Origin of the sequence: [Erwinia] mediterraneensis, assembly GCF_900604315.1 — a bacterium.
GTDB classification, from domain to species: Bacteria; Pseudomonadota; Gammaproteobacteria; order Enterobacterales; family Enterobacteriaceae; genus Pantoea; species Pantoea mediterraneensis_A.
Map to the genome: position 1 here is coordinate 2,766,578 of NZ_LR026978.1, position 13,802 is coordinate 2,780,379.

Sequence of the window (13,802 nt, forward strand, 5' to 3'; positions counted from 1 at the left end):
GGGAAGGGGGGCGCGGTTTAAAATATCACCGGCTGAACGCGCTTTTCCGCTTCACGCTCAACCAGTGCGGAAAAGAGCTTTATCAGCCCGCTAAGCATTTGCGCATTTGCGTGTTCGGGTGCTGCAGTGACGTCGGGACTGCGTTTGTTGATCCCACCGGGAACTATGCTCACCTCGCCCTGCGCTGAAACGGAAAAAGCCTTATCGATTTTCATCACGATATCCGCATGACAATCGGCATTATTCGCGACCAGTTTTGTCCGCCACCAGGGATCGTCCATGCTATTCAGGAATTGCTGTCTGAGACTGTCGGTGACCACCTCATCTTCAGAAAGTTTAAAAAAGGCTCTGACCGTGTCTTCAGGGTAAGAGATATTGTAATCGCGGTTTAATTGCAGGCCGGCCAGGGTATCCGGTATGCCATCGACGTTTTTCAGATAGATTAAATCCCGGGTCCAGGCAAAGTGCGAAAGTTCATGGATTAACGATCCCGATAAACCGTCAGAGGCGTAAGCCGCATTAGCCATATTAATAAAAATGGTCCTTTTGGCATCGCGCGGATGAATAAAGGCAACGGTTCTGGGCATACCCACTTCTTCCCGTTCCTGATAAAAAAACAGATTATCGCTGGTGATATTCAGGCGGTTAATGGCTTTATTGCGCGCATTGAGATTGTTCAGTACCGTTTCGATATAGTGCGGCAGTTCGCTGTTAATCAGCGGACTGATTAAACCGTAGAGGGCGCGCTTTATCGCCTCATCACCCGCTTTCGCCTTCTCGATAACTGTAATCGCTTTGATAATTTTGCTTTTCACCTGTGGCAGCAGGTTCATGGCCCGGACGGCATATTCTTTCATTTTTGCGGTCGGCAAGCGCTGCAGGCCGATATAACCCGGGCCGTAGACCGTCATGCCCTGTTCCTGCATATCCGCTACCAGCGTCGCCCTGTCACCCGGCGCGGGCTGCACCTCCACCGGCGCATCAAACAGATCTGAGGGATAAGATTCGAGACTCGGCAAAGAGTCTGAAGAGATGGGCGTCTCCACCGGGGAGGTGGACGGGCTATGCGACGCGCCTGTATCCGACAAATGCTCCGCCGCATCCTCCTCACCGGCGGGTCTGCGCCAGCACAGCAGATGCTCCAGGCAGCGATAACGCTCGCCGTGCAGCAGCCGCGGCTGGCTGATATCACCGGGTGAAGCGGCCTGTCCATGGAAGATACTGTCAAACAGATGTTCTTTATGTCCGGACAGCGCCAGACTCAACAGCTCCCCGGTGCGCTTTGCCCGGTTTTTAAATAAAAAACGGGTAAATTTTTCGCTGGCGTAACGGGCTGCCAGTTCCGTAAAGGGCAGCGGATTAAAGGCGCGCAGCGCTAAAAGCGCCGTCTTTTTCGCGAGCGTCGGGGCATTTTTACCCAGTTCGCTTAACAAACGGGTAGTGGCGCGGCGAATGCCGGTGCGCGAGGCCTGGTGAATAAACGCGTCGGTGGCTCTGTAACTTCCCTGCACCAGTTCATTAAGCGTATCGGTCAGGTTTAATAACAGGAACAGGCTTTCAACCGCATAGCTATTGGCGCTGACAGGGTAGTTTCCGTCATGGATTTTCTCATTAATAATGGTGCCGAAAGGGATAAAGCTCAGGATCTTTTCCCCGGTGCTTTCAATATCGTTGTAAATCACCTCCATTTTTTCTGCGACTTCCGTTAACGCCTGCTGGTACTGCGTATTGATGGTTGCCACGATAGCCAGCTGACCCGGCTGTTCCTGAAAACGATAGACGGCGATTTTCTCCTGTCCGCTGATTTCCAGCGTGCTGTGTCTGATCCAGCGGGCGGGTGCGCTGCCCAGGCTGTTAAGGGCAATAATACATTCCTGGCTGTGCGGCGCTGTCGGGAAATACTCCAGGCTGCGTTCATCTTCCTTAAAATGAAAAGGGATCAGGTTATCTTGCAGCTGCCGGGCTGAATATTGTCTGAGACACGGCAAATCCTGCAAACCGACGACAGGCTGTGTCATCCTGAAATAACGCATGGCGAAAACGCCCTCGGTAGTACAGGAAACGATAAAATTATTTCCGGCGGTGAGAATAATGCAGAGATCGTTTTCCCGCCCGTCCAGCGGTGGAAAAGGGGCAACCGCCGCTTTGCGAATGGCCCGCTCATTAACATGGCGGGCATACCAGATTTTCTTTGCCGGTTGCGTCAGCTCTTTTTCATCGATGCCGCACAGCAGTAACTGCAGCCAGGCGGTTTTTTGCGCCTCATTCCGCAGATCATTTTTGCGGTAGTTAACAAACTGCGCCGTATAGCTGGCCAGGCTCTGGTCCGCTAATTCAGAGCGTTTTTTCAGCGAAAAGACCGAACGGTAAGTGGCGCAATATTGATCAAGCAGTTGCTTGTTGCCGATCTCACGCTCGTTTTTTAAAAATATGGCGATGAGCTTTGCGGGTGACAGGAAATGCCATATCAGCGCGCTTTTCAAGCTCTCCTGACGGGTGGGATGGTGAAGTGTATCTGTCGCAAACATGCTCAGCAGCGCCGGGCGCAAAGGCGTAAACCTTTCGTCGTAATAAAGCAGCCAGTAAAGGCTGGCAAACAGCAGCAGCGCTTCCGCCGCAATATGTTCACTGCGCGTTACCTGATGATAAATATTCAGCGCCTGGATGCTGTTCAGGCCATCCGCCTGAATAAAAAACTCCACGGCCGCGATTTTCGTATCATTTATTTTCTCTTCAGCGCTGTTGGCCGGGGAGCGGGCGATGATGCCTGGCAGGGGATTTAACCGGGCGCTATTTTTCATGCCCGCTTTATCAATAATCAATGCGAGCAACGCCGCGATCTTTTTACGTCCGTCAAAGGCATCATGCAAAAAAGCGATTTCCGTTGCCGCCTTTTCCAGCGGTTCGCGGGATGTGGTGCGGGCGGACGCAGTGCTGAACCTGACAGCCTGGGTGCAGGTGCGGGTGAGGGCGTCGCTGGCGTGACGGATCAAAGTATTAAACAGGTCGGTTAACCATGCCTGTAGTGAAAGGTCGCCGGGCATGTCATAAGCGAGCATCTGCAGCAGCAGAGACTCATTCAGATCAAGAAAGGTTTTAAGCGTCTGTTTCCCGGCGGCGTCAGCCTCTGCCTTGCGCATAATGCTGTAGCGATGATCTTTAAATAAAGCGAGCGCCGCCGGTGAGTTACCTGACGACTTTTCCAGTTGCTGGCTGACGGTGGTGTTAATCCGCTGATTAGTGAGCAGCAGCTTATAGAAAAGATATTGCTCTTCGAGATTGGCATTGACGCTGATTTGTTGTCCGACGCTCAGCATGTTGCCGACAGGCAGGGCGGACGGGGCGCTCAGCAACGGGTAATTCAGCGCGAACAGCTGATGAAAACGCGCCTGGGTCAGAAATGCCGGCGGATCCTGTTCCTGTTGCAGCGCAGTAATAATGCGCATCAACGTCGGCTGCAGGTGGGTTTGTATCACCAGGCGGGCAAAATGCGCGGCGTGATGCTCTCCTTCCTGTGGCGTCAGTTCACCGGAAAGAAATTTCCCTGTTGCGCTCTCCGCGGGGCTGGCCTGAGGCAGCATAGCGACAAAATAGTCCCGCAGCTGGCTGGCTTCACTGAAAGGCGCGAGAGCATGCAGATTCTTTACGTCCCGTTGAGCAAAAATCCTGTTCAGGCGCTGGAGGGTAAAATGAAAAAACTTTTCTGCCAGCGCCTGATAATCATTTTCCGCCCGCCCGGCAACGACGGGCGCGGCAAATGCGAATGCAACCGCTGCGCTGTCCATCTGCCGGAACAGCTGGCAGATATAAAACCCGTCATAAAAGGCCGTGATTTTTTTCAGGGTGGTGTTCAGGCGGGTTATTCTGGCGGTGAGATGGGGACGATGTACCGCAATATAATGGCGGGTATAAGGCCCGATTTTATGCAGCAGCAAGCAGATATGCTGCAGATAACTGAGATCGCTGTGGCTGATAAACAGGTGGTGCTTACAGATTGTTTTTCCTTCACTCACCAGCTGGGCGGCTAAATGGGTTAACAGCGCCTCACCGGCGAACAGAGGGGGCTGGTCTGGCGGTTGTTTCTGATACAGAAAGGCTACATAGCTTTTAATCCGCTGTTGCAGTGGCTCGTCAGGCAGCCCGGCAATCAGACACGGGTAGCCGGTAGCGAGAAAATCCTGCTGACAAATGGCGGACGCATAAAAAAAGAACCTCTGCTTATGGTCGGCGCAATATTTCTTTAAAGCGGTATATTTCTGCGCGCTCAGCATCGCAAACAGCGTGCTCAGGGCATCTTTTAACTCGCTGGCTACCGCCTGCGTGCGGGTGAAAAAATAGTCGTTTTCCTGCAGGGCGATCAGTTTGCTCAGGGTCTCGATAACTTCAATCGCCAGTAGAGGAAATTTGACCTGCCCCTGGTAGGGCATGCGTTTTTCATCTGGCGCCCCTTTACGTATGCCGTGCTCAATAACATGGTGATGTTTCAGCGCACCCTGAATAATCAGCGCCAGAATCAGAGACGCGTCACTTTTTTCATCCGTGAAGGCAGGAAAGAGGGTGCGTAAGAGTTCTGCCGGATCGTTGTGCAGGTAAAAAGGGAGTGGCGTACCCTCCGGTTTTTCACTCTTCTCCGCCAGGCCGCTTGCGGAGTGACGTTTCGCCCGTACTGCGGAAACCGCAGGCGGGATGGTGACAGCCTCGATATAGCTGTCAGCATCCCGTTCTGTTAACGCGATCAGTGCACTGAAGCCAGGCAGGCTGGTGATATCGGCGACCAGGCCAGCGGGCAGCGCCTCTTCTGCCCGCCGGGGCGCCGCCGTCGGACGTGTTATACCGCGATAAATAAGCCAGCTGCCGATGCTGAGAGCCATCATGCCGGACAGAAGAGGAAGCGGGGCGAGAGCACGCCTTTGCCTGTCAGCCGGTGAGCGCATCCCGTCAGCTGACTGATGGCGCTGGCAGAGGGCATACACAAGGGCGCCCGCACCAACAATTTCCAGCGAAACGCCGGTAGTCAGGCTAAGCCCGGCGGACCAGGCGGATGCATGGGCGGGTGACACGACTGGCGCGCCACTGGCGCTGGCGGCGGCAGCGCCCGGCAACAGAGAGGGAAAATGCATCTGCTCTATGCCCTGCATCAGCGCGTCAGAAAGCCACTCCTCCACTTTGTGCGTCAGCCACTGCCCCAGGGTCTGAAACTCCGGATGCGGGCTGTTGATTAACGCATTGATCCCGTTGAGGCTCCATTCCCACCAGCTTGCGCCTGACGGTAACCCGGGCATCCGCTGCCAGGCCTGACGGAACAGGGGGATAAACGGCAGCAAATCAATGATTCTGCTTAACTGGGGATAACGTTCGACCACCGGGTGATCCTTCAGTTGTGCCGCCAGACGTGTCAACGCCTCTTTGCTGCGCTGGTGGTCTTTCGCCCGCAGCGCCTGATAAACCTGTAATAGCAGCATGGCATACAGATAGTGCTGATAAAAAAAGCGTATCTGGTGATCGCTGCTCCGGTCGTGAAGGGCAAACCAGCGTAAAGCACTCTCCCAGCTGTTAAGGGCAGAGATCTCCCGGGCACAGTTCAGGGTGGCGGCTGCGAGTGGGTTAGCGGTCAACCAGTCAATCAGACAACTGTGCGCATAATGTTTCAGCGTACCCTGCAGCGTCTCAGCCAGGCGGATAAACATCTCGCTCCAGCTCTCCGTCGTGCTGGCGCGCTGGTAGCAGTGCCATAAATTGCGAAGCAGTTCGGCCGGAAGAGATGCGCCCGCGAAATGATTCATGAGCAGCGGTGCCAGCGCATAAACGCCCTGCCGCAGCACCGCTTCTACATTGCGCTGTGTCGGGCAAATCATCGCTTCCAGTAGCTTCAGGCTGTTCTGCTCCTCTCCGCTGCCGGTCAGCCAGGCCAGCGGCGGCAGCGCAGTAATGTCGTTCTGCCTGAGCTGGGCGCAGAGCCAGCTGAGCTGAGTGCTCAACGCCGCGTCCGCCGGGTAGCTGTGCAGCGCTCCGGCCAGGGAAAAGAGCGCAAAAAGCGAGTCGATCTGCGCCTCATCTGCACAGAGGCGGGCCATCAGCGGACGTAACGCCGGACGTAACTGAGGATCGGCTAACCGGGCGGTGAGCCATCTCAGCTGGTCGCTGATTCCTGCCCTGAGCGGCCAGGCGGCGAAAGCGGGCTGTTGCGCCAGCGTCAGTGCCAGATCCCGTACTGACGCATGCAGCAGTGTTGTCATCTCCGGGATGCCGGTTAACAACCTCAGCCAGTCAGACCAGACAATCTCCCCGCTGGATTGCAGAAACTGCAGCTGGCACAGCAGCGTTTTACAGCGCCGGAGCTGATGGCGAAAAGGTGAGATATCTTCCGGGTTACACAACAGTTGCAGGGCCCGCTCAGAAAAAATCGCCTCGCCCAGCGAGAGGATAGCGATAAGTTTATCGACCAGCGTTTGACTGCGCTGGAAGTTTTCGGCTTCTGCGACAAGCGTTTCCCACTGGCCGCTTATTTCAGTCAGCAGGGAAGCGATATACCCTAAGCAGCGGCGCATCGTGGACAAGCGGGGGTGTGTGGTGATCAGACTGGCACGCGCTAACAGGTCGGCCATCTCTTGTATTTTTTTACCGGGTGACATACTGGCGGAATAAAGAACTCTCAGCTCGTCACTGAGCGCTTTCAGCTTTTGCGTCGAGGTCAGGGCAAAAAGTAATTTTCCGATCAGCTTTTGCAGACTATTCCAGATAATATTGCGGAGTAATTTGTCTGCATCTATTTTCACGCTGTTATGCTGAGTAATTACATGTTCATATAAGTGGGGCTGGCGTTTAATGTCGGCGGCAATAATGCTTGTTATGGCACGTAATTCAGCGGGCAGCGGGGCGTGGTGTTGATGCTGATATTGGCTTAATAAGTCAATAATTTTCTCATTACTGATATGCTGGCTTAATGGCTGATTGCGACTGGCCCACTGGGCAGTGACGATTTTTATTAAAGCCCAGGTTTCCCGGTTTCCCGTTTCAGGATTAATTATTCTGGTAATTTGTTCGCTTAAGGTCGGCGTCAGGCTGACAGACGGACGGGAAGGGCGGTCTTGCACCCTGGCGAGCGGTGCGGGAAAACTGGCGGCGTTATTACAGGCACAGAGCGGTATATTCTGATGGTTTGATTGGCATGGGCGCTGTGAGCTGGCACAAAGGGGAAAAGCTGACGCATTATTGATGGTTAAATCAGGCATGTCGTTAACCCGGGGAGGAAAATGACGGTTATAGCGTTTTTGCCCGGGGATAAATATCAGTTTTCGCCCTTCTGAATATTCTGAGTGGCGGTTTGTCGCAGGCGGGTTTTTATATCGGTGGCGGGTTAATTCTGGTAAAAAAATAAAAACTTATGTTATTGTCTGGGTAATTCAGTTTCTGTGGATCGGAAGGCATCTGTCAAAGCAACGGCAAGGAAACTTATGTTTAATACAAAGCCTGTCAGACACCGTTTTATCTTCATTGCCGGACTGCTGCTGGCGGGCTGTAGCACGAAAAAGGCGCCGGAAGTCCCTGAGCGCCAGCCTGCTGAGGTTAAAACGCAGCTCCGTCAGCTGTTACCCGCCAAAGTCAGCCAGCGAAGCGCCTGGACCAACGATATCTATACCGCCTTTCAGACGCAAAACCTGGATGCCAGCGTCAGTAATCTCTGTGCGGTGATTGCCGTAACCGATCAGGAATCGAACTTCAGCGCTGAGGCCAGCGTGGCAGGCCTGCCTGATATCGCCTGGAAGGAGATCAATCGCCGCGCAGCCAGACTGCATATCCCCGCCTTTCTGGTACGCACCGCCCTGATGATCCCTTCATCCACGGGTGAAAGCTACGCCGCCCGACTGGATAAGGTGCGCAGCGAAAAAGCGTTGAGCGATATCTTTGACGATCTGATCGACAGGGTGCCGATGGGGCAGAAACTGTTCGGCAGCCTGAACCCGGTGCGTACCGGAGGGCCGATGCAGGTCAGCATCGCTTTTGCTGAAGCGCACGCCGACGGCTATCCCTGGCCGGTGGAACAGAGCATCCGCAAGGAGGTGTTTACCCGGCGCGGCGGCATCTGGTTCGGCGTCAAACATCTGCTCGGCTACCCGGCGAACTACTCGCGTCCCCTCTACCGTTTTGCTGATTTTAATGCGGGCTGGTATGCCAGTCGTAACGCGGCGTTCCAGGCGGCGGTGGCGCGCGCCAGCGGCATCGATCTGGCGCTGGATGGCGATCTGATTATTTACGGCTCCGATAAGCCGGGGACGACCGAACTGGCAGTACGCAGCCTGGCGCAGCGGATTGATATGCGCCCGCGCGAAATCCGGCGCGATCTGGAGAAGGGTGACAGCGCCAGCTTCAGTGATACGGATTTATGGCAGCAGGTCTTTACGCTGGCCGATAAGATGGCCGGGCGTCAGTTGCCACGAGAAATGCTGCCGGGCATTAAGCTTGAAAGCCCAAAAATCACCCGTAATCTGACCACCGCCTGGTTTGCTCAGCGGGTAGAGAGCCGTTATCAGCAGTGTCTGAAGCGGCAATAAGACCGGTGAGGGTGCAGACAGCAGATGCTGTGCCACACTTAACACTGATTTCTTTAATCAATGAGAGGTGCATCATGGAGCGATATCCACGTTCAAACGGTTCCGTCGTGCAGCAGGCATCTGCCGGGCTGCAAACCTATATGTCTCAGGTGTATGGCTGGATGACCTGTGGTTTGCTGTTGACCGCTTTTGTCTCCTGGTTTGCAGCCCGTACGCCAGCCGTTATGGAGATGGTGTTTGCTAACCGCATCACTTTCTTTGGTCTGATCATTGCGCAGCTGGTGGTGGTGTTTGTGTTGTCGGGCCTGGTACATAAGCTGAGTGGGGGGGTCGCTACCGCGCTGTTTATGCTCTATTCGGCGCTGACCGGCCTGACGCTGGCGAGTATCTTTCTGGTTTATACCTATTCGTCGATTGCCAGCACCTTTTTTGTCACTGCCGGGATGTTCGGGGCGATGAGTTTTTATGGCTACACCACCAAACGCGATCTCAGTCGCTTCGGCAGCCTGCTGTTTATGGCGCTGATCGGCATCCTGTTGGCATCGCTGGTGAACTTCTGGCTGAAAAGCCCAACGCTGATGTGGGTGATCACTTATATTGGCGTGTTGGTGTTTGTCGGCCTGACCGCCTATGACACGCAGCGTCTGAAAAATATCGGTGAAGGGATAAACGTTGAGGATAAGGAGAATCTGCGTCGGGCTTCGATTATGGGCGCGCTGACCCTCTATCTGGACTTTATTAACCTGTTCCTGATGTTGTTGCGTATTATGGGCAACCGCCGCTAAGTCTCATCTCCTGCCTTATTCGCTGAGAAGGCAGGAGATCATTTCCGCATTATGCCCCTTCGTGATTCTGCAGCTTCTGCTCATTTTTCTTGCGCAGATGTTTCGCCCGGCTCTCCAGCCACAGGTAGAGCACCAGCGCCAGCAGCAAGGGCAGAATAAAGTAGAGCACGCGATAGGCGAGCAGGGCGGCGATAATGGCGCCATGAGTGGTGTGTTCGCCGCTCAGCAGCGCCAGAAACACCGCTTCCAGCACGCCGATGCCAGCAGGGATATGAATGATCACCCCCGCGATACTGCTGATCAGCAGTACGCCCAGCACCACCGGATAGTGCACATCACGTCCCAGCAGCAGCCAGATAATGGTGCCCATCACCATCCAGTTGGCGCAGGAGACGGCGAACTGAAACAGCGCCATACGCAGCGAGGGCAGCGCCAGCTTCTGGCCGCGGATTTTCCAGCGTCGCTGTTTTGAGAAGGCGCAGGCCCAGAGATAAGCCGCAACCGCAATCAGCAGCAGCACGCCAATAATGCGCAGCGTGGTGCCGCCGATAAACCAGCCCGCCGGGATCGGCACCATTCCGGCACTGAACACCACCCCTGCCAGCAGGATATAGCCGAGCCAGTTAGTAGCGATACTCAGGGAGAAAATGCGGGTAATGGTGCCGCTGTTAAGGCCAAGACGTGAATAGAGTCGGTAGCGCATCGCCACGCCGCCAACCCAGGTGCTGAGCGTCAGGTTAAAGGCGTAACAGATAAAGGAGACCAGCATCACCTGGCGTTTAGCCAGCTTATGTCCACAGTAGGCACGACCGATTAAATCGTAAAAGCCGTAGGTGATATAGCTGAGGATCACCAGCGCGACCGCACTCAGAATGGCAAAACGGTTATAGTTAACAATGACTTTATAGACATCTTCCCAGTTGACCTTACGGGCGTAGATTACCAGCAGCACAATCACGGCGATGAAGAACAGCCAGGTAAGGATTTTCTTTACCAGCTTCCAGCGAGGATGTTTTTTTGCCATCAGGATTTCGCTCCTTCATTGTCCGCTTCGATTCTGTCCTGAGTTTCCATTTCCGGCTGTACCGGCGGCTTCATCAGCGATAACCGCGGCGTATGGGCGGGCAGCCAGCCCGCGATGGCAGGGAAGTGACGCAGAAAGTGGAAGACGATAACGCTTTTGGTGAGATGCCACCAGGTACGCGGCGGCAGGCGGTCATCCTGCACGCGGACGCAATCTTTACTCAGCAGCTGTTCCAGGTTGTCACGCAGCGTCTGGTTAAACTGACGATCATGGATAATCAGATTCGCCTCAAGATTCAGCGACAGACTGAGCGGATCGAGATTGCTGGAGCCTACCGTGGACCACTGCTGATCCATCACTGCGATCTTGCCATGCAGCGGACGGCGACAATATTCATAGACCTCTACGCCAGCATCCACCAGGTAGTTATAAAGCAACTCAGCACCTACCTTGACGATCGGCATATCGGGCTCGCCCTGCACAATCAGCCGCACGCGCACGCCACGCTGGGCGCTGTTGCGCATTTCACGCAGCAGGCGATAGCCCGGAAAGAAGTAGGCGTTGGCGATAATGACGTCCTGTTTGGCCTTCTGCAGCATTTCCAGGTAGTGCTTCTCAATATCGTCGCGATGCTCATCGTTATCGCGATGGACAAACAGCGCCTGTGCATCGCCGGGCGTACTGTTTCGCGCCGGTTGATGGGAACGATGGCCCCACCAGCGCCGCGTCACCTGCTCGCTGCCGATCGCCTGCTGCACAAAGCGTGTAATATCCTCAACGATCGGACCTTTGACCTCAACGGCATAATCCTGTTTCGCTTCCGGGCCATAGCTGGTGTTGTGCTCAGCAGAGAAGTTAATGCCGCCGACAAAGGCGACCGCTTCATCGACTACCACAATCTTGCGATGCAGGCGACGGAACACGTTGGTACGCATCCCCATCACCAGCGGGCGCGGATCGTAATAGATAAAGCGTACGCCCAGCGTCGTGAGCGAGGTGACAAACTCGTCGGAAAGATTGGGTGAGCCATAACCGTCCACCATCATCTCTATTTTCACGCCGCGCTGCGCCGCGTCGATTAACACCTCATGCAGCGCCTTGCCTACCTCATCCTCAAACAAAATAAAAGTTTCCAGCAGTACAGAACGCTGGGCACGTTGAATCGCGCCGAATACGCGCGGGAAGAATTGTTCGCCATTTTCCAGCAGGCGAATCTGATTGCCTTCACGCCACCCGAAATTCATAAATGGATCTCCACGGCTAACGGTGCGTGGTCGCTGAGATGGGACCAGGGCCGCATCGGCAGCGCCCAGGGACGGCTGACCGAGGCGTTACGCACATAAATACGATCGAGGCGCAGCAGCGGAAAACGAGCCGGGAATGTCCGTGCCGGTCGTCCATGTTTTATGCTGAAAACTTCATCCAGCCCTGCACAGTGTTTAAGAACGTGATTAGCACGCAGTTGCCAGTCGTTAAAATCACCGGCCACCACCAGCGGTGCATCGGGCGGCAACGAGGCGATCATCCTGCACATCATCTTCATCTGGGCGCGACGATGCATATCGCGCAGCCCGAGATGTACACAGATCACATGCAGCTCTTTATGCGGTTGCGGCAGGGTGATACGGCAGTGTAACATGCCGCGCTTTTCACTTCCGGCAACAGAAATGTCGCGATTTTCATACTCAACAATGGGAAAACGTGACAATATCGCGTTGCCGTGATGCCCTTCAGGGTAGACAGCGTTACGCCCGTAGGCATAATCGTTCCACATTGTGTCAGCGAGAAATTCGTAATGCGGCGTATCTGGCCAGTTTTCCACCTGCAGCGGATGCACGGCATGGGTGCCCATCACTTCCTGCAGGAAAACAATGTCTGCGGAGGTGGCGCGTACCGCGTCGCGCAATTCCGGTAGGATAAAGCGTCGGTTGAAAGTGGTAAAACCCTTATGGGTATTGATCGTCAGGACCTTAAATGAAAATCCTTGCGTAATCTGTGGCATACTCTCGACGCACTCCTTTTCATCATTAACAGGTTAGAGTGTAGTCCCTGTCACAAATTGATGCTGATGCCGGGGAAAATTTAAGGTGTTGTCCGAGAAGTGCGTTAGATTGAGAAAACCCGTTACCTGTTTCGGTCGGGTGCACTTGAGCGACCTGTCAGGTCAGCCAGGAGAGAAGAATGAAATGGGCTAATCGAATTCAGATTGTTACCGGTCAAACCTGTGTGCATATTGCTATGCATCTGCTGTTGATCTCACTGCTGGTCTGGGGCTGGAAAAACCAGGCACTGCCAGAAGTGTGCGGCACTCTGGTTGGCGCTTATGCGTTGGTGTTCGTCGCCATGATCGTTACCCAACGTATGCCCCGTTTCCGGATGCTGGGCGATTATCTGGAAGAAGCGACCACCACCTACTACTTTGGCGCGGCGATGCTGTCGCTGTACCTGGTGTCCCGCTTCATCCATAACAACCTGCTGCTGGGATGCCTGGGGCTGGTGATGCTGGTCGGTCCGGCGGTGGTTTCCCTGCTGGCAAAAGAGCCGGCCCGGCGCGTGCAGAAGAAACGCAGCTAAACGCACAGTTGATAACGATAAAGGCCACCGCTGGTGGCCTTTTTCTTTACTGGCCGCAGTATGGCGCGCTGACAAACTGACAATAAGAAAAATGGGCTTTCCCGGCCAGTCAGCACAGTCCTCCTGACATATCTGCTGCAGCATTGCAGTGTCCGACGCTTTCGAGCATACTCATGACACGTGTATTTTACCCGTGTCATTGTGAGGGCATTATGCCAGGTGCAACTATCCGTCATAAAAAAACAGTGAGCGTCACGCTGGAACCCGTTTTACTCCAGCAAGCACGCGATGCCGGTCTCAACTTATCCGCAGTGCTGACTGAAGCGTTGAAGCGGGAAATTAACGCGACGGGAGCAGAACGCTGGAAAAGAGAGAACCGCTCTGGGCTGCAGGAGCTTAACCGAATCACTGAGGAGCATGGTCTGTTGTCAGATGAGTACAGGACATTTTAAACATGCAATATGTTGTTTATCGCAACAGGGGTAACAGCAAGGCGTATCCTTATTTACTGGATATTCAAAGCGATATTATTGATGAACTGCATACCCGCCTGGTTATCCCTCTTTACCCGGTCAGCAATATCATCGCTCCCCCGGTTAAGCGGCTGACGCCCCTGTTATCAGTAGAAGGCAGTGATTATCTGCTGATGACGCATGAAATGGCCAGTGTCAGGCTGTCCCAGTTAGGTACAGAAGTCATGGATGCCCGGCCATTTCGTCAGGTGATCAAAAATGCCCTCGACTTCATTTTTGACGGCTTCTGATATTGCCGGTCCCGAAAAGGCGCAGGCGGAATACCTGACGGCGCGATCTCGCGCTGGCAACGGAAAGCTGCTACACTGCTGCCCTTACGCATCGTAGTTTGTGC

At 54.4% G+C, this 13,802-nt stretch carries 9 protein-coding genes; 5 read left to right on the forward strand and 4 right to left on the reverse strand.

Translation table 11 applies throughout. The features are described from left to right. Window positions 1-17: 17 nt before the first annotated feature. Complete coding sequence (locus E0E17_RS13055) at window positions 18-6,776, reverse strand: hypothetical protein (RefSeq protein WP_130834471.1); 6,759 nt, start codon at window positions 6,774-6,776, stop codon at window positions 18-20. 678 nt (window positions 6,777-7,454) lie between these two features. Between E0E17_RS13055 and E0E17_RS13060 the strand changes: the two genes are divergently transcribed. Together E0E17_RS13060 and E0E17_RS13065 are read left to right on the forward strand one after the other, a co-directional pair. Then, complete coding sequence (locus E0E17_RS13060; protein WP_130834472.1) at window positions 7,455-8,552, forward strand: DUF1615 domain-containing protein; 1,098 nt, start codon at window positions 7,455-7,457, stop codon at window positions 8,550-8,552. Between the two features lie 74 nt (window positions 8,553-8,626). After that, complete coding sequence (locus E0E17_RS13065) at window positions 8,627-9,337, forward strand: Bax inhibitor-1/YccA family protein (RefSeq protein WP_130834473.1); 711 nt, start codon at window positions 8,627-8,629, stop codon at window positions 9,335-9,337. A 49-nt stretch (window positions 9,338-9,386) separates the two neighbouring features. Here E0E17_RS13065 and E0E17_RS13070 read toward each other — a convergent pair whose 3' ends face one another. The 3 genes from E0E17_RS13070 to E0E17_RS13080 are packed head-to-tail and all read right to left on the reverse strand — an operon-like array spanning window position 9,387 to window position 12,363. Further along, window positions 9,387-10,361, reverse strand: coding sequence for a lysylphosphatidylglycerol synthase domain-containing protein (locus E0E17_RS13070; protein ID WP_130834474.1), 975 nt, complete (start codon window positions 10,359-10,361; stop codon window positions 9,387-9,389). Beyond that, complete coding sequence (clsB, locus tag E0E17_RS13075) at window positions 10,361-11,605, reverse strand: cardiolipin synthase ClsB (protein ID WP_130834475.1); 1,245 nt, start codon at window positions 11,603-11,605, stop codon at window positions 10,361-10,363. The genes E0E17_RS13070 and clsB overlap by 1 nt, the downstream gene beginning before the upstream one ends. Continuing rightward, window positions 11,602-12,363 carry an endonuclease/exonuclease/phosphatase family protein gene (locus E0E17_RS13080; protein WP_130834476.1) on the reverse strand — a complete coding sequence of 254 codons (762 nt, stop codon included), beginning with the start codon at window positions 12,361-12,363 and terminating at the stop codon, window positions 11,602-11,604. The genes clsB and E0E17_RS13080 overlap by 4 nt, the downstream gene beginning before the upstream one ends. A 179-nt stretch (window positions 12,364-12,542) precedes the next feature. Here E0E17_RS13080 and E0E17_RS13085 point away from each other — a divergent pair, with 179 nt between their 5' ends. From E0E17_RS13085 to E0E17_RS13095, 3 genes are all read left to right on the forward strand, one after another. Then, complete coding sequence (locus E0E17_RS13085) at window positions 12,543-12,935, forward strand: YbhQ family protein (RefSeq protein WP_130834477.1); 393 nt, start codon at window positions 12,543-12,545, stop codon at window positions 12,933-12,935. Between the two features lie 212 nt (window positions 12,936-13,147). Further along, on the forward strand, window positions 13,148-13,387 hold the full coding sequence (locus E0E17_RS13090) for a type II toxin-antitoxin system CcdA family antitoxin (protein ID WP_130834478.1): 240 nt from the start codon (window positions 13,148-13,150) through the stop codon (window positions 13,385-13,387). Window positions 13,388-13,389: 2 nt separating this feature from the next. Continuing rightward, window positions 13,390-13,698, forward strand: a complete 309-nt coding sequence (locus E0E17_RS13095) for a CcdB family protein (RefSeq protein ID WP_130834479.1) — start codon at window positions 13,390-13,392, stop codon at window positions 13,696-13,698. The last annotated feature ends 104 nt before the right edge of the window (window positions 13,699-13,802 follow it).

Bases quoted from the DNA above. Each gene is read 5' to 3' on its own strand.
- E0E17_RS13070 (WP_130834474.1), bottom strand. From the start codon at position 10,361: ATGGCAAAAAAACATCCTCGCTGGAAGCTGGTAAAGAAAATCCTTACC.
- E0E17_RS13060 (WP_130834472.1), top strand. From the start codon at position 7,455: ATGTTTAATACAAAGCCTGTCAGACACCGTTTTATCTTCATTGCCGGA.
- E0E17_RS13065 (WP_130834473.1), top strand. From the start codon at position 8,627: ATGGAGCGATATCCACGTTCAAACGGTTCCGTCGTGCAGCAGGCATCT.
- clsB (WP_130834475.1), bottom strand. From the start codon at position 11,605: ATGAATTTCGGGTGGCGTGAAGGCAATCAGATTCGCCTGCTGGAAAAT.
- E0E17_RS13085 (WP_130834477.1), top strand. From the start codon at position 12,543: ATGAAATGGGCTAATCGAATTCAGATTGTTACCGGTCAAACCTGTGTG.
- E0E17_RS13090 (WP_130834478.1), top strand. From the start codon at position 13,148: ATGCCAGGTGCAACTATCCGTCATAAAAAAACAGTGAGCGTCACGCTG.
- E0E17_RS13080 (WP_130834476.1), bottom strand. From the start codon at position 12,363: ATGCCACAGATTACGCAAGGATTTTCATTTAAGGTCCTGACGATCAAT.
- E0E17_RS13095 (WP_130834479.1), top strand. From the start codon at position 13,390: ATGCAATATGTTGTTTATCGCAACAGGGGTAACAGCAAGGCGTATCCT.